At 50.9% G+C, this 16,404-nt stretch carries 16 protein-coding genes; 8 read left to right on the top strand and 8 right to left on the bottom strand.

Annotated features, from left to right (window positions below; translation table 11 throughout):
• The first annotated feature begins 3 nt into the window (after positions 1-3).
• Positions 4-903, top strand: a complete 900-nt coding sequence (locus FPG75_RS05065; RefSeq protein ID WP_143305546.1) for a DUF6892 domain-containing protein — start codon at positions 4-6, stop codon at positions 901-903.
• On the opposite strand, the gene FPG75_RS05060 is transcribed toward FPG75_RS05065, so the two are convergent.
• The 3 genes from FPG75_RS05060 to FPG75_RS05050 are packed head-to-tail and all read right to left on the bottom strand — an operon-like array spanning position 900 to position 3,286.
• A complete protein-coding gene (locus tag FPG75_RS05060) occupies positions 900-1,331 on the bottom strand; it encodes an SRPBCC family protein (RefSeq protein WP_143305544.1) in 432 nt (143 codons plus the stop codon). The two genes, FPG75_RS05065 and FPG75_RS05060, sit on opposite strands and share 4 nt — an antisense overlap.
• On the bottom strand, positions 1,332-2,183 hold the full coding sequence (locus FPG75_RS05055; protein WP_143305542.1) for an alpha/beta fold hydrolase: 852 nt from the start codon (positions 2,181-2,183) through the stop codon (positions 1,332-1,334). It lies immediately after the preceding gene.
• A gap of 26 nt (positions 2,184-2,209) precedes the next feature.
• On the bottom strand, positions 2,210-3,286 hold the full coding sequence (locus tag FPG75_RS05050) for a DUF2652 domain-containing protein (RefSeq protein WP_143305540.1): 1,077 nt from the start codon (positions 3,284-3,286) through the stop codon (positions 2,210-2,212).
• 234 nt (positions 3,287-3,520) lie between these two features.
• Between FPG75_RS05050 and FPG75_RS05045 the strand changes: the two genes are divergently transcribed.
• From FPG75_RS05045 to FPG75_RS05030, 4 genes are all read left to right on the top strand, one after another.
• Complete coding sequence (locus tag FPG75_RS05045; RefSeq protein WP_161596672.1) at positions 3,521-4,969, top strand: RICIN domain-containing protein; 1,449 nt, start codon at positions 3,521-3,523, stop codon at positions 4,967-4,969.
• 112 nt (positions 4,970-5,081) lie between these two features.
• Positions 5,082-5,678 (top strand): Crp/Fnr family transcriptional regulator, encoded by a 597-nt coding sequence (locus tag FPG75_RS05040; protein WP_143305536.1) that lies wholly within the window; start codon positions 5,082-5,084, stop codon positions 5,676-5,678.
• A 203-nt stretch (positions 5,679-5,881) separates the two neighbouring features.
• On the top strand, positions 5,882-6,544 hold the full coding sequence (locus FPG75_RS05035) for a sterol desaturase family protein (RefSeq protein WP_143305534.1): 663 nt from the start codon (positions 5,882-5,884) through the stop codon (positions 6,542-6,544).
• Between the two features lie 175 nt (positions 6,545-6,719).
• Positions 6,720-8,090 carry an OmpA family protein gene (locus tag FPG75_RS05030; RefSeq protein WP_143305533.1) on the top strand — a complete coding sequence of 457 codons (1,371 nt, stop codon included), beginning with the start codon at positions 6,720-6,722 and terminating at the stop codon, positions 8,088-8,090.
• Between the two features lie 61 nt (positions 8,091-8,151).
• On the opposite strand, the gene FPG75_RS05025 is transcribed toward FPG75_RS05030, so the two are convergent.
• Both FPG75_RS05025 and FPG75_RS05020 read right to left on the bottom strand, forming a co-directional pair.
• Positions 8,152-8,538 (bottom strand): VOC family protein, encoded by a 387-nt coding sequence (locus FPG75_RS05025; protein WP_143305531.1) that lies wholly within the window; start codon positions 8,536-8,538, stop codon positions 8,152-8,154.
• A 117-nt stretch (positions 8,539-8,655) separates the two neighbouring features.
• Positions 8,656-9,732, bottom strand: a complete 1,077-nt coding sequence (locus FPG75_RS05020; RefSeq protein ID WP_143305529.1) for a type VI immunity family protein — start codon at positions 9,730-9,732, stop codon at positions 8,656-8,658.
• An 84-nt stretch (positions 9,733-9,816) separates the two neighbouring features.
• Between FPG75_RS05020 and FPG75_RS05015 the strand changes: the two genes are divergently transcribed.
• Positions 9,817-10,908 carry a DUF1266 domain-containing protein gene (locus FPG75_RS05015; RefSeq protein WP_161596671.1) on the top strand — a complete coding sequence of 364 codons (1,092 nt, stop codon included), beginning with the start codon at positions 9,817-9,819 and terminating at the stop codon, positions 10,906-10,908.
• A 223-nt stretch (positions 10,909-11,131) separates the two neighbouring features.
• Here the strand turns inward: FPG75_RS05015 and FPG75_RS05010 are convergent, their stop codons facing one another.
• Entirely contained in the window at positions 11,132-12,073 is a 942-nt protein-coding gene (locus tag FPG75_RS05010; RefSeq protein ID WP_143305525.1) for an alpha/beta fold hydrolase, read from the bottom strand.
• A 77-nt stretch (positions 12,074-12,150) separates the two neighbouring features.
• Between FPG75_RS05010 and FPG75_RS05005 the strand changes: the two genes are divergently transcribed.
• The gene (locus FPG75_RS05005; RefSeq protein ID WP_161596670.1) at positions 12,151-12,774 is read left to right on the top strand and encodes a class I SAM-dependent methyltransferase; all 624 of its coding nucleotides are present in this window, start codon (positions 12,151-12,153) and stop codon (positions 12,772-12,774) included.
• On the opposite strand, the gene FPG75_RS05000 is transcribed toward FPG75_RS05005, so the two are convergent.
• A complete protein-coding gene (locus FPG75_RS05000; RefSeq protein ID WP_143305521.1) occupies positions 12,760-15,135 on the bottom strand; it encodes an ABC transporter permease in 2,376 nt (791 codons plus the stop codon). The genes FPG75_RS05005 and FPG75_RS05000 overlap by 15 nt on opposite strands.
• A gap of 122 nt (positions 15,136-15,257) precedes the next feature.
• Entirely contained in the window at positions 15,258-15,869 is a 612-nt protein-coding gene (locus FPG75_RS04995) for a DNA-3-methyladenine glycosylase (RefSeq protein ID WP_143305519.1), read from the bottom strand.
• Positions 15,870-15,933: 64 nt separating this feature from the next.
• Here FPG75_RS04995 and FPG75_RS04990 point away from each other — a divergent pair, with 64 nt between their 5' ends.
• Positions 15,934-16,395, top strand: a complete 462-nt coding sequence (locus FPG75_RS04990) for a hypothetical protein (RefSeq protein WP_143305517.1) — start codon at positions 15,934-15,936, stop codon at positions 16,393-16,395.
• Positions 16,396-16,404: the final 9 nt, after the last annotated feature.

The raw sequence follows: 16,404 nt of genomic DNA, 5'->3' as shown, positions 1-16,404 counted from the left end.
TTTATGCAACTATCCATCCTTCACCATCAACTTGCGATCAACAACGTTGAAATGCAGTTCCCGCTTGATATCCAGCAACTGCAATCCGTACTGGGCCAGGCCCGGTACCTCCCCAAAAAATATAACCATGTGTACACCTGGGACGATCACGGCATCATCGCCTATTCCAAAAAAGGCCAGGAGGTAGAAAGCCTTTCCCTGGACCTCGTTCCCGAAGACATGGACCTGTCGCCCGCAAAGCTCTTCACTGCGCCGTTTACTATTGATGGCACCGACTTCCGGGAATACCTGCAACAGCACAAACAGGACCTTCCCAAAGCCTCCAAACACAGCGACGACCGATCGCTCATCGCAGGCGACATACAGGTATGGTTCAACATCGACGACGATGTGCTCACCTCCATAGGCTTGAGCCAGTATGAAGCGCCGCCGGCAAAAGTGTATTCCGACAAATACCACTACAAACCCATCGACGGAGAGAAGATCGAGTTTGCAGATTTTAACTTCAAACTCGCCGTGATACAGGAACTGATGTACAACCAGGAACTAATCACTCCCAAATTCAACCTCTACGATTTTGTCGATAACTACCAGGCACGCGAAATCGATATAGAGAAAGAAGGCTATGATTTCATACCAGAGGTGAGCGCCTATTTCAAATCATTGGAGATCGATAAAAAGTTCGCCGACAAGATCACTCATATCACACAGGATGGCGGAGACGACATCTATGGCCATATGCTCCGCTTCTGGGATGGAGAAGATGATAGCTTCAACATCCGCAATTTCGAGGATGTAAAACATTTCTCCAACCTGCGCTATATGAACCTCTTCTATTCCGAAGATCTTCCGGAGATCAAGGCTGCCCTGGCCGCGAAGAACATCACTGTGGAATCAGTTTAAGCGCCTTCTATCAGTTGTTTGATCTTGATGATGGTGGTTCTCCAATAAAACTGAAGATGCCTGAAAATAACATCCGTAGGGAAATTGCGGATGGTGAGCGCCAACTGCGTATAGCCTTCACCGGGAGTGAGCGTGAAGGCTATAATGGAATAATTTTCTTCCACATCCGGCAAACGGGATATAGAACTGAAATGGCTATACGAAAGTTGGCGTGGCGCGTCATAGGTCAGCACCTGTCCTTTATTTTCAAAGCGGGCATGATGAAAACCAGTGACCACGTAGGGGCTGGCAGGCTCCCAGCTGGTATGCACTTTTATATCCATCTCCGGCTCTCCCATCCAACGGGCCATGGTAGCGGGTTCTGTGATCGCCTGCCATATTTCTGCGGGCGATGCGGCAATGTTAACGGTCTCCGAAATCAGCGGCATTTATTCTCCTTTTGATATTTTCCCAATTGCTTTCCTCAATAAACTGTCAAACTCCACCGGCTTCTCCAACATAGGATAGTGGCCGCTTTGATGCACATACAACACTTCAAAGTTCACTCCTTTCTGCCGCAGGCCGGCAGTATCCGTAGGTGTCGCATCGCTGTTGATGAGGAATATTTTCCGCTTCAGCGCAGCCAGGCGCCTGATACCGGGATATTGATCTCCTTGTTCCAGACTTGCTACCGCAATAGTTGTATCCGCATGCAGGATATCGTCGATCACCCGCTTTTTAATAGCAGTATCTGTCGCAGGCAGGAACAGCTCTTTCTCCAGGAGCGGCACTACAGTTGTTTTGTAGTGGTTTTTAATGGCCTGATAAAAACGCGTGGCAGCGGTATCCTGCCCGGAGGAAGAAGGCTCCCACACATTTTTGAAATTGTCTACACCTACCAGTCCGATCACCCGGTCCTTGTTATGACTGGCCGCTTCCACGATGATTTGCCCGCTCATGGAGTGCCCGATGAGGATCACATTTTTCAGATCGAGTTGCTGGATAACGGAAGATACATCGCGGCCGAAATCTTCTACCGTCCAGCTGTTGCGGTTCTTGCCGGATTCGCCGTAGCCGGGCAGGTCTATGGCCACTACGCGGTAATACGGCCGGAAAAAATCTGTTTGCGGCGCCCAATAAGTTTTATTGATACACCAGCCGTGTACAAAAAGTAAGGTGGTATCTCCCAGCCCGCTGTCGTTGTACGCGATGTCAACGCCTTGGTCATTGATCTTTTTGTGGGCCGGCTTACAGGCATACTGCGATAGCAGCAGCAGGATGAATAAAGGGTAATACTTCATAGTGATTATTTTTTCAGGCGATAAGATCAAAATTCTACGGGCAGCACCATTTTTTTCACAACAGGCGCCAGCATATCCAGCGACCTTTGCCAGCCCGCCCTGCTGCCGCTTCTGGCATGGAGGCCGAAAAGCAGCTGCCGCAGCGGGTTCCGTGGCTGATAGATATCTACGGTGAGCCGGGTTTTTCCATTGGCTGTTTTCTCCATGATGTAGCAAGTGGTATCCTTACGCTGCTCTTCTGTTTCACATAATACGATCTGTTCATCAGGACGGTAGGAAAAGTTACTGGTGTAAAACAACAGGCGCCGGCCGTCTTTCATCACATGGCGATGGCGGCTGCCCACGCCCGGCAGAAAATGTTCTACTTCATCCACCGCCTCCAAACCTTCCTGCCATTCGTGGCGATACTCAAAATGTATCACGGTGAAGCAGAGCGTTTTGATATCTGTATCATATTCTCTTGACACCGACAACACTTTCACTTTCCCGGAAAGGTCCGCTACCACTGGCGTTTCGGGCAAGGTGTTTTTCAATGCGCTTAGCTGGGTATAATGAAAAGGGATGCTGCCGGTTTCTGTTTCTTTACTGCTGGCGTCCCATATCATCCACCGGGCGAGATCCGGCGGCGGGCCCGACAACAACTGATCGGTCACCAGCCAGTATTCATGCTGCGCAATATCATTCTTCAGCAACTGGTGCGCTATGATCACATCCCTCCCGATCAATTTATTGAAATGCTTCACCTGGTAGGTGGTAAATTCGCCATAATGTGTGATCACCTTCAAAGTGAGGTCTACCGCGGATACGCAGGCATGGCACTGGCATATCTTGCGCTGGTCATAGGCATTAAGATGACGGTGGAATGCGCAGAACATTTTCTCTACCTGCCGGTACAAAGCCTCTAGTTCCAGCGGCGCGCCGAATTTGTAAAACAGGATGGCATCTCCTTCTATCTCCGATATTTCCAGCCCTGTTTCGTTGGCGTTGATCAGCACTTCCAGCAATTGCTGGATGATATGACGGCTATGGCTGATCTCTATCTCATTTACAAAACGGGTAAAGCCACTGATATCAGGGATGAAAAGCAACCCTCTGTTTTCCATCAGTTTTTCTTTGTTTAAAGGTAAAAAAAAGCGCTCAAAAAAAATTTTCATGATGAAGGTGTCCATTTCTTTCGCTCGCCCGTCTTTAAGGTAGAGCCACTTCTCTAACAGGAAGGAGTATCAGTCGAACAACCAAAAATCACGAGAGCGCAGTAGCTGGTCCAAGGGGCCGGGGTGTATTACGTGCGTATCGGTCTACCGTTATCAATGTTAACTGCTAAATTAATTCCACTCATGAAACAAGTATGTTACCTGTTCCTTATTACCCTTTTATTTAGTTGTACCCGTAACCAACAAGAGCTACAACCCCTCAAAGGCAAAGCTGCGGCCATTGCCGGCGCCGCCACTTCCGCCAGCAGCCTGGTGGCTTACAAGAACAGCTCCCACAAATTGTTTGTAGGCTATCTCGTTGCCGATGGCGCTGATCCCGTGCCGGCATATAATCCCGCCAATGCGCCCGACAGCGTGGACTTCCTCGAGTTCTTCGCGGGCCGCGATCCGCAACGCAGCGACTGGCGTGCAGCACAGGCCAAAGGCACCCGCATCGTGGTATGCCACTTTGTATCTGATGCCTACTTCGATGGCTCTGTAAAAGATCCGTCCACACCGGCAGGCACAGGCAGCAGCAGCCCTACTTCCAGCAGCACCTACGACCATTGGGCCCGCGATATGTACCAGCAGCATATCGTGGCCGATTCGCTCGATGGTATCGACCTGGACATTGAAAGCGGCACGCTCGGCGGCGACGTACCCAACAGCACCAACCTCCTCAGCCTGCTGAAATCAGTGGCCAAATATTTCGGTCCTAATTCCACCTCCGCCCTCACCGTGATGGGCAAAAAACCGGTGTTCTTCTTCGATACCGATGGCAGCGTAGGCGATGGTCCTATCTACACCAATTACAAAAGCAATTACGATTATGTGCTGTTCCAGTCTTATACCAGTGGCAGCCACTACTGGTCTGGCAGCGGCACAGCGGATTTCGGGCCGCTCGTCAGCCTGTATGGTTCCGACAAGCTGATCTACCTCGTGAATGGCGACAACTTCGATGGCAGCAATCTCAATGATGTGCCCAGCACCTCGCTGTGGAGCTATGCACAATGGGTAGTGGCTAATAACGGCGTGGGAGTGGGCGCTTACCGCATGAGCCGCGACTATAACCACAATCCTGTTTTCAATGCTACCCGCAAAGCGATCCAGATCATGAACCCCGCCAGCGGCGGCACTTCCAGCGGCATCACTTCCGGGCATACCTATAAAATATTTTCCGCGGTCAACAATACCAGCGTACTCGATGTAAGCGGCGGCAGCACTGCCGATGGTACCAAGGTAGAGCTGTGGAGCAACAACTCCCCTTCTTCCACTAACCAGCAATGGATCGTAACAGATGTTGGCAGCGGCTACTACAAACTCCAGCCAGTTAATGCGCCGGGCAAAATGATGGACGTTAGCGCCAGCGGCACCGCCGATGGCACACAGGTGCAGATCTATACCGATAACGGCACCAACGCGCAAAAATGGAAGATCACTTCTCTCGGCGGCGGTTACTATAACCTCAGCCCTGCCTGCGCGCCAGGCTCCAGCCTGGACGACAACGCCCAGGGTACCGCTAACGGCAACAAAATCCAGATATGGACCTCGAACGGAACAGTGGCACAACAATGGAAATTTGTAGAACAGTGAAGCATGAGCAAACCCAGATACGAGGCAGTATTATTACTGCGTCAGTTCACACATCGCAAAAAGGCTGCCTCCGGGCAGCCTTTTTCATGCATTTTTTTTGCATCTTGCCTTCATGTCTGTTTCGATCAATTTTTTACAGGAGCTGTTACGCAGCCTTAGTGGCGTATTACCGGCGGATACCGCGCCCCTCTTCTCTATGACCCGGTCCCTGCAACTCGAGGCCGGAGCAACGTATATCCGTGAGGGTGATACCTCCCGCAAACTGGCCTTCATAGAGCACGGCATCATGCGCGCCTACACCATCAAACCCAGCGGCGACGACGCCACCCTGTACCTGCGATGGGAAGGGCAGTTCATCGCATCGCATGATACCATCATCCAGCTACAACCTTCCCGCTTCATCTACAAAGCCCTGGAACCCGTTACGCTGCTGGAAATAGACTATGATAAACTAGAAACCGTGCTCAAAGCGCATCCTGAATTTGAACCCCTGCGCAATTATTTTTTAATGAAGATGCTGGCAGAAGCCCTGCAGGCGCTGGAAACCTTTGTAACCCTCTCGCCGGAAGAAAGGTACCTGCAACTGGTCAATCACCGCGCGGATATCCTTAACCGGGTGCCCGACAAATACATCGCCTCCATGCTGGGCATCACGCCGGTATCGCTTTCCCGCATCCGGAAACGCATCCACCACAAAGGAAAAAAATAACTTTTGTTAATGCCATTTATTATCCTTTGTTAACCCCGAACACGGACTGGCGCTGTTAAATTTGTTGCATCAACGAACCGTAACACGATATGAACGCCAGCACTTTTGATGCAACCATTAAAATTTTCACTGCCTCCGCTGTCAGGTATTTTCTGATCGCAGGCATCCCATTCGCCTTGTTTTATTTATTTTTTCCGGGGAAGATGTCGCGGCGAAAAATACAGCTCCGGCTGGCTTCCCGCAAGGATTTCTTCCGCGAGATCTGGCACTCCATGCAAAGCACGCTGGTATTTACGCTCGTCACTGCGCTGATCTTCTTCACGCCGCTGAAACATTACACGCAGCTCTACGACCATCTGCATGATTTCCCTTTGTGGTACATTCCCGTATCTGTAGCACTGGGGCTGATTGCGCATGATACTTATTTTTACTGGATGCACCGCGCGCTGCATCACAAAAAATTATTCAATTTCACGCACCTGGTGCATCATAAAAGTACCAATCCTTCTCCCTGGACTTCCTATAGCTTTCACTTGCTGGAAGCCGTAGCCGAAAGTGGCGTGCTTTTGTTCATCACGATGATCATGCCGATGCATGCCTTATCGGTACTGCTGTTCACCATCGCTGCCTTTATCATCAATGTTTACGGCCACCTCGGTTATGAATTGATGCCCCGCGGTTTTCGCCATAGCTGGTTATTTGAAGTGGTAAACACTTCGGTGTATCACAATCTGCATCACAATAAATTCAAAGGAAATTACGGTCTCTATTTTCGTATATGGGACAGGGTGATGGGAACAGAACATCCGGATTATGTAAAAGAATATGACAAGATACAAGAGAGAAGATTCGGTACGCTATCCTAACATAGGCGTTCACGTTATGAACATAACTACCTGAAATACAATTTATTAAATCACCATAAAAAGATATTGGCACAGACTTTGTAAACAGGCCCATCAAAGTTCTACATCTCATACCGGTATATTGAAGACGCAGAGCATTGATTATTTTATTTAACCCAATTCATATTTTATGAGCATGTTTACGAAATGTGGGAAGACCCTGATACTGGCTTCTTCTGTGTTAGCAATCACTGGATCAGCCTTTGCACAAGATAGCACCAATACACACAAAGTAGATCGTGTAACGCCCTTTAATGGTGTGAAAGATTACCGTACCTGGTCTGTAGGTGTATGGGGCGGTGGATCAGCAGCCTTCGGCCCTTTCGGCGGTCCTTATTATTTCAATAACTTCGACTTCAATAACGTTGGCCTGGTGTATGGTGGTTATATAAAGAAACAGATATTCCACAACTTCGGCCTGCAGGCAGACTTCATGCGCGGCCAGGTGAAAGGATCTACCAAGCAATCCCAGACACTGGTAAATGGTATCAACGCTTTTTCTACTGATATTAACTGGTCGGCCTCCCTTAGCGGTGTGCTCAGCCTCGGCTCTATCAACTGGATCAACAAACAGAGCTTTGTTATTCCTTACGTATCTGCCGGCGCCGGTACGATGGCCTTCAAGCCTTCTGTAGAAACGGCTGCGGGTAAAACAGCAGTGCTCAACTCTGCCGGCAACGCCACTCACCACGAATTATTTATTCCGGTAGGCGTAGGCGCCAAGTTTGTAGTAGCACGCGGTGTGAACATTGACCTGGGCTATACCCTCAACTTTGTGAACAGCAAAGTATTTGACGGCGTAGATAATGGCAGCAAAGACAAATTCTCTACCGCGCGCTTAGGGCTTGAGTTTGCACTGGGCAACAAAAAGAAACCTCAGCTCGCCGTTGTAAATCCTGCGGCACAAGCCACGATGGACCTCTGGGATAGAAATACCGCACTGAAAAATCAACTGGCAGAAAGCGATGCACGCAACAAAGAAGCCATCGCGCAGATGCAGAACGAAATCAGCAGCATGAAACAGGATTCTGATGGCGACGGTGTTCCTGACTACCTGGATAAATGCCCGAACACACCGGCAGGCACAAAAGTAGATGGCGCCGGTTGCCCGCTGCCAACGCCTGTACAGGTAGTGAAAGAAAAGATCATCGTAACAGATGCAGATAAAAAAGTGGTGAAAGATGCGATCGACAACCTGGAGTTTGACCTGGGTAAAGCCACTATCCGTGAGCATTCTTACGCCAGCCTCGACAAAGTAGCGAAGCTGCTGGTAGATAAGAACTTCAGCCTGAAACTGGCTGGCCATACCGATAACACCGGTTCTGCCGCTACCAACATGCGCTTGTCTAAAGAACGTGCGGAAGCGATCAAATCATACCTGGTATCAAAAGGAGCAAATCCTTCCAGGATCGAAGCTACCGGTTATGGCGCTACGCAGCCGATTGCGTCTAACAAAACAGCCGCAGGCCGTCAGCAGAACAGACGCGTAGAATTCACTTTGTACTAGTCTTTTTCAGCCATAAGATGAAAAAGCTCTCCGCTCATCACGGGGAGCTTTTTTTATCTGCCTACATCCGGAATACATTGTACTTGTGGCCATCAGGGTCGGCAAACACGAAGCCGTAATAATCTGCGCCAAATGTTTCCGGTGGGGAAACGATCGTGCCTCCGGCTTGCCGTATCTCTTTCTCCCAGGCATCTACTTCTTCATTGGTCTCGGCAGCGAGGGTAAATATGATTTCATTTCCGGCTTTTGTATCCGCTATTGGCCCTTTCATGGCGGGTTCCAGTATATCCTTCAAGAAGAAATGGATGATCACTTTTTCGTCGCCAAAGAAAAAACTGGTCAGTTGGTCCGACTCGCCGTTTTGTTGAAACCCGAGTTGCTTATAGAAGGCCGTGGTTCGCGCTAAATCCTGCACAGCGAAATTGGCCCAGATTTTTTTCGTTTTCATCACTTAAAATTTTGATGTTGATGTATAAATTGCTATCAATCTCAAAATTAGCTGCTCTGTTGATGAAGCAGGGTCGTAATTTGTGAAATTCTCCGGGGCAATTTCCGCCATTTTTATTCAGGCTGGGGTAGATTGAAAATGATAAAGCCACTTTTCCGTTGCCTCCTCACGGATACGGCTATACGTATCCTTTTCATGCGGTACATACAGGAGAGGCTGTAATATCCTGGCGGCGGCATAGTAGGCTGCCGGCGCTTTTCCGCCGCCGCCGATGGCGGGTGCGGCGCCAGCCTGTATGATGCGGGCCTTGCCGGGTTCGTGAATGAATACAGAGGGGCTGCCGCCTACACTGCGTATCAGGCCGGCATCTCCGCCGAGGAGAGCGAGCCCGTCTTCATTGATGATGTTCAGCCAGTTGATGCGCTTCAGCTGTGGTACAAACTGCTTTTGCTCGATAGAGAAATGGCGTCCCATCGTATCGCCGATGCCCGGTTCGAAATCGAAGCCCGGATATTCGGCGAGGATGTGTTCCAGTTTTTCTTTTGCGCCGGGATGCTGATAACCTTCATAGAGGTCCATGGCATAGCCGGCGGAGGCAGAGAAGAAATTACCCTCCCGCAGGAGGCGGAAACCGCTCACCCACTCCAGCAGCGCCTGCGCCGTAGGGAAAGTATCTACCGGCAGGTGGATGCGCATCAGGGAAATGGTGAGCCCTGTGCGGAGCAGGGAGCTTTGCTGGGAGCGCAGCTCTTCCTGGTGCCTTGCCACGCGCGCCGCCGTGGTGGCAGCTTTGCCGGCATCCGGCAAGTTCTTGTGTATCCAGCATTCAAAGGTGGCGTCTCCCACTCCACCCAGATCATCTTTCTTACCAACATCTCCGCGGTTCGATAATCTTCTCCATAAAAATGTTTTCTTTGAATGGAGAAAATCGGGAAACTGCTGATAGGCTTTCTCCTTGTTGCTGATCTTCTTTTCGCCGGAAGTGGCGCCACCATTGTGATACGTGAACAGCGGCCCTGCCAGCTGCAGACAGCGTTCATAAAAATCGAGCATTCCGTCGGGGTCGGTATAATCCATATATACCGTGAAGAAGAGGGAGGGTTGCAGGTATTCCTGACAGTAGGTGGTCTTCTTTTCATCTCTTGCCTGACGGCAATCCCTGAAGCGGAATTCGTTCCAATCCCTGTGTTCCATGGGCAAGCATTTTTGAGGTTACTTCCCAAAGATAAAATTTTTAAGAAAGATGTTTTAAGTTTGCCCTTTCAATCGTATTCGTTAATGGAACCATTGTTACAGAATCACCCGAACGACCGTAGCTTTCCGGCCAGCGCAAAATGGAAATATTTTGAGAAGGGCAAACAATCACGCCCGCTGGTATATGCCGTGGCCATACTTTCTTTTACCATTGCCCTGCTGACTGCGTTCTTCCTGATCATACAGCTGCAAACGCTGGCGCATCGCCATTATGAGCTGCCCGAAGGCAAGGAAGGTGTACAAATATTACCCTTGTTGGTTTTCCTGGTTTTCACGGGTATCTTCATCGCGGCCGCGCGGCACCTGTGTTTGCTGCCTGTGCGGGAACAACAACGTTATTACCGCCACAGTGGCGCTACCCTGCTGCCGGAAGGCAAACGACAGGCGCTGCGCCTGCACCTGGTGGATACGTTCAAGCACGGCTGCTGGAGCGAAACGCTGGAATTCTATCCCCTGGCGGCGCTCGCGGGCAATGAGAAATACCATGCTTTTCGTCCCGACGAAGCGCTTGGCTACCGCAAATCGCTGGATCAGGACTGGGGCATACTCAGCACAGAAGATTACCGCCGGGTGGCCAAACAACTGCTCTCACAGGGCTATCATGCCGAACCTTTTGCTGTCGTGCTTTCCGTTCAGGATACGAATCATGCCCGGCGCAAGCGCCTGGCCGATCTTACCAGCTTGCCGGAAAGCTATATAACAGAATGCCTGGAACAGCGCCCTGATGGCCGGCCGCCGAAGCTTATCTGGGGCTATGAATACTGGCGCCTCATCGTGGTGGCCCGCAATGCCTTTATGGCCGGCATCATCACAGAGGAGGAAGCCTGGAAAGATATGTTGCAGGCAGCGGCCTATGCTTTTGAACTGTTCGACAGCTACGAGGATTTCAACAACAACCACCGCCTCGGCAATGCTTTCTGGTGCGATGCCTATAAGATCACCAGCGAAAAAACGGAAGCCTGGAAACGCTTCAAAGAGCAATGCAACTGGCCCCTGGCACGTTTGCCCTGGCCGGCGCGGCGCGGCATCGCCCTGCCAAAAGCCGTCGCCAGCGGCTATGCTACCGAGATAGCCCTGGCCCGTAGCATGAACCAGCAACCCGGATCCCTGAACTAGCGCCATCAAACAAAAAAGACCTGCGGGATCGCAAGTCTATTTGTTTCAGGGTCTATCTAGTCAATCTATCAACGATGCAGCGGAATGTACAAACCATGCCCATACGATGCTTCCCCCTTGGTAAGGGGTTTCTCACATGAAAGTCTGGCTGAGAATGGGCGATAGCAGGAGATTGAATTAACAACAATACTCGGATGTAAAGCTAATGGCTGGGGCCTATTGCTCAATAGTACAAATGCGACATCTTTTCCGCCCGCAGCCATTTTGTGATAGCGCTGAGGAAAGGGGTCTGCTGGTCGGCATACAGATAATGGGAGCAATTATCCAGGTAAAGGAAATGCTCCCGCCCAGTGATCTGCTCCACAGTAGCCAGCATGGCTGGCGAAAAGATAGCATCCTGACGGCCATAGACGGCAAAAATATCCAGCTTTTGCGTCAGCTGCTTCAGTACGGGCCGCACATCGATATTGGTGCGTTTTTCATTTTGATAGAAGCATAAGGGCGCCTGCCGGTTGCGGAAATTGCTTTGATACAAACTGCCGGTTTTATAAGCATGATAAATATCTCGCGCTTCTGCATCGGGATGCGACAGCTTGAAGAAGCCATGCTCGCCGGCGATATCAAAGCACCCGGCGCGATAGGCCGCGCTGTGATGGTCCAGTTGCGCTACAGTGGCTATTTTCGCCAGGCAAGCAGTATCTTCTTTACAAATTTTACTTACCGAATCCAGGATATGATCATAGGTCGCCTGCTGCGCAAACAAGGCGCCCGCCAGCACCAGCGCCTGTACCTTTTGCGGGTACTTTTCGGTAAACAGGGTACTTACCAATCCACCGAAACTATGCCCGATGATACAAGCTTTTTTAAGATGATATTGCCGGTAGATATGTTGGAGATCTTCGATCGCTTCCTGGTAGGTGAAAGTGGCTTTTTCATCCGTAGAGCGACCTTCTCCGCGGCGATCGTATACGATCACGTAGAAGCCGCTATCCGCCAGCCTTTGCGCGGTGGTAGCCTCAAATTGTACGGCGTTGCCGCCAGGGCCGCCATGAATAAAGATGACCGGCGGGTGACCCTTGCTGCCATAGGTCTTGCTGTAAATCGTTTGTGCGTACACGTTAGCCGCAGCGCCTGCCAGCGCCAGGAACAACAGGAATGATTTCATGAAAAAAGAGAGATTTGCGCGAAGGTAATATGCCATCCCGGATAATACCAGTAAATTTAATTACTAAAAAACCACGTATGGATCGTAACAAACAGGCTGTGGACGTTTTCAACAAATTCGCCAAGGAATATGAGGCGAAGAATATGGACATCCGGCCTTATCATGACAGCCTCACACGCTACTGTGAGCTCCTGCCGGAGCAGGGGGAAGTGCTGGAACTGGCATGCGGCCCCGGTAACATCACCCGTTACCTGCTGCAACAAAAGCCGGGCTTGCGTATCCTGGCAACCGATCTCGCCCCGAATATGCTGGAACTGGCCAGGGAACACAATCCGGACGTCGCCCTCGCATTGTTGGACATGCGGGATATCCCTCGTATGGACCGCACTTTCGATGGTATCGTCTGCGGATTCGGCATGCCTTACCTCTCCAAGGAGCAGGCCATACAGTTCATTGCAGATGCCGCTCAACAGCTGAAACCCGGCGGGGCATTGTATTTCAGTACCATGGAAGATGACTACGAAAAATCCTACCTGTACCGCAAGCCTGAGGGAGATGAAGTGTTCCTCTATTTTCATGAAGAGGGTTACCTCCTGGATGCGGTGAAGGCCAACCATCTAACGGCCATAGATATACGCCATTTAGACGGCAGCATGTCCAAAGACCTGGTGGTGACAGCGGTGAAATCACTCGCGCTTTAAGCTCCTGGCGGGGTTCATTAATGCAGCCTTCATTGTTTGAAAGCTCACGGTGAGCAATGTAAGGAGCATGGCGCCGCCGCCTGCGGCAGCAAAGATCCACCAGGTCATGGCCGTATGGTAGGTGTAATGTTCCAGCCAACGGCTCATGGCGTACCAGGCCAGGGGCGCCGCCACTGCAAAGGCGATGGTGGCGAGCAGCAGGAACTCGCCCGACAACAGGCGCCAGATGTTCGCTACTGTAGCGCCCATTACTTTACGGATGCCTATTTCGCGGGTACGTTGTTCCGCCATGAAAGCAGCGATGCCATAGAGGCCCAGACAGCTGATAAAGATCGCCAGTACAGCCAGGATGGCCGCCAGCCGTGCAATGTATTCTTCTATCCCGAATTTGCGGGCATATTCTTCATCAACAAAGCGGTAATCGAAAGGCTGGTCCGGCGCATATTTGTGGTAGATGGCTTCTATCGCCGCCAGTGCATCCGGCGCACTGCGGGCGGGATTGATGCGTATATTCAGCACACCGGGGCCATTGTACAAAAAGTACACCGCCTGCTTTACTGGTGCATAGGGTGATTCCATGATGATGTTCCTGATCACGCCGATCACATGATAGGCACGGCCATTCCAGCGGACGATCTCTCCTACCGGATTTTTCAGCCCCATATATTTTACGGCGGCTTCGTTCAATACGATGGCGGAGCTATCTGTGGTAAAGGCGGGAGAGAAATCCCTGCCGGCTGCCACCTGCCAGCCCGTAGCCTTGCCATAGTCGTGCGAAATGGATACAGTAGTAAAATCATCCATGGCGCCCGGCGCTTTGCCGGTCCAGTCAAATCCGCCGCTGCTGCGGCTTCCGCGGGTAATAGTGTTACCTGATTCTGCAATAGCGGTAACGGCGCCGCTCTGTAAAAGATCCTGTTTTACAGCATCGATATGATCATGGATATCGGTATTATAAGGCCGCGCTACCACCAGTCCAGCGCGGGTATATCCTACCGGGCGCTCCCTGGCAAACCTCACCTGGCGGTAGGCCACAATGGTGCCGATGATAAGCACTACAGACACTGTAAATTGCAATACCACCAATGCCCTCCTGGAAAACAATGCCGCGTATTGCGCGCGGAACGTGCCTTTCAGCGCCTTCACCGGCCGCAGGGCAGACAAATAAAACGCAGGATAGGCGCCTGCTACCAGGCTCACGATAAAACAAAAGCCGATGCTTCCCACCCAGAACAGTGGGCTGCCCCAGCCCATCGTCATTTCTTTTGCGGTAAGACTGTTTAATAAAGGCAACAATTGTTTTGTGATAAGCAATGCCACCACAAAGGCGATGGCCACCATCATGGCGGATTCGATGAAGAACTGCGTCACCAGCTGGCTGCGACGGGAGCCTACTACTTTGCGGACACCGATCTCCCTGGCTCTTTTCCCGGAGCGTGCTGTGCTCAGGTTCATAAAATTGATGCAGGCCAGTAACAATACAAATAATCCGATGATACCAAAAAGCCGTACGAAAGTAATGTTGCCGCCGGTGTTCACCCCATTTTTAAATTCTTCATACAAGTGCCAGCGGCTCATCGGATGGAGGAATATTTCCGGTTGCAATGCTGCCTGATCGGCCGGCAATTTGCTCCGCTTCACATCTTTGATGGCGGCGGCTACTTTGTTGAAATCCGCTGCCGGTGCGAGTTGTACGAAGAGTTGATAAGAATTGGCGTTCCAGTCGTCTTTTGATTCTTTTACTTCCGGCGTAGCAGCATACAGGTCCCAGGGCGCTATAAATTTCAGATTGGCGAAAGAGCTATTATAGGGCAGGTCTTCATAGATGCCAGTAACGGTAAGCGTAGCGGTATCAAGTTGTATGGTGCTGCCAATAGCGTGGGCGTCGCCAAAAAGCGCCTGCGCTGCGGAGGCCGACAATAGCAGGCCAGCAGGGCTTCTCAGGCCTTCGCGCGTACCGGCGGCCATGTGCAGGGTAAGCATTTCAGGTGCGCCGGGCTGCATAAAATTACCTGTAAGAGAGAGATGTTTATCTTTGAAAGATAAGAGGTGCGGGTTGGTCCATGATGAAAGCACTACCTGCTGGAAGTTGCCCCCGTAGCTATTGCGCAGCTCCTCACCCAATACGGCAGGTACAGCCTTGTACGTATTTTTTTCGCCGTTGATCACCTGATGTTGCATTACCCGCGCAATGCTGCTATAGTGCTCGTGCTGGCGGTCGAACGTATACTCATCGAATATCCAGCGACCTGCCAGCAAGGCCACCGCCATGCCGATGCACAGCCCTGAAATATTGATCAGTGAATATATTTTGTTGGCTTTAAGATTGCGCCAGGCGATCTTCAGGTAGTTCTTGAGCATATTCCATATTTGTGATGGGCCCTGCCAATAAAGTGCCACCAGCAACCGCATATCATCACAAATACATTATATATAATCATATGTATCATATGTCCGATTTTAATACAGCTGCCTGTCCGTTTTCAGGGCCTTTCCAATCCTTTTCCTTTACTTACCCAGGGGTTGTCTTTGACCCAGAAACGGTAAGGCAGGTAAGCATCTTCTCCTGCGTACTGTACGCCTACACGGGCGCCGGACACGATCATAGCGGCAGGCAATGGCGGCGCATCTTCTATCCATATCTGCTGTCCTGAAAGACTGGCGCCATCCATCGCGGCAGTGATGCCCATGGCTTTGCTCAATATGCCAGGACCGGCAGTAATCCTGGATGCATTTTTATGCCGGCACCGCGCCTGCATCAGCTCAATATGCTCTACCGGTTCCAAAGCCCGCACCAGCACGGCATGCGGCACATCGCGTACATTGGTGACGACGTTGAAAAGATAATGGATGCCATAACAGAGATACACATAGGCAAGGCCGCCCGGTTGATACATCACTTCCGTACGTTTGGTGCGGCGGTTGTCCCAGGCATGGGAGGCGCGGTCGATCGCTCCCGCATAGGCCTCTGTTTCCACGATGATACCCGATGTACGTACGCCATCGATTCGGGTCACCAATGTTTTTCCCAGCAGTAGCCTGGCCACTTCAGTTACATCCGGTTGCAGGTAGAAAGCAGGCTTCAGTTTCGTCATACTGAAAGATATCAAAATGTTGTAAATTCAGTAACGCATTTATCCAACACCTAAAACCTTATCTGTGAAATCAGTACTCCTTTTTTGCTACTGCCTGCTGGGAAGCGCGGTGGCCGCAAAGGCCCAGGTGGCTGCTCCACAGGACAGCGCCAATATCTACTACCAGGCATTACAGGTATATTGCAGCCAGCAGGCGCCGAAAGACGGCAAACCTTTGCTGCTCGAAGAGGATGGCAATGCCAGTCCTTATATTCCTGCCAGCGTAAACGGATATGCGGTAGAAAAAGTGAGTACCGCTGCAATAGTGCAGCATCTGAAGAAAACGCCCGTCTTGCAGGTGATACGGATCGCGCCCATGAAGCTCGACGATGGCGTGTTTTCCGTCAGCATCACGCCTTTCAACATAAGCCCCGATAAAAAGGGAGGCCTCCGCTATGTGAACAGCGGAGGCATGACCATCAATTTTAAATATGATTGTGAGAAGAAATTATTCAGCGTAGTGTCGATACTGACAACCGGCGTGTAGCCTTTACCG

The sequence above is a fragment of the Chitinophaga vietnamensis genome, assembly GCF_902167635.1.
In the GTDB taxonomy this organism is placed as follows: Bacteria; Bacteroidota; Bacteroidia; order Chitinophagales; family Chitinophagaceae; genus Chitinophaga; species Chitinophaga vietnamensis.
Note: the sequence above shows the minus strand (reverse complement) of the source record. Positions and strands in the feature narration are given on the sequence as shown.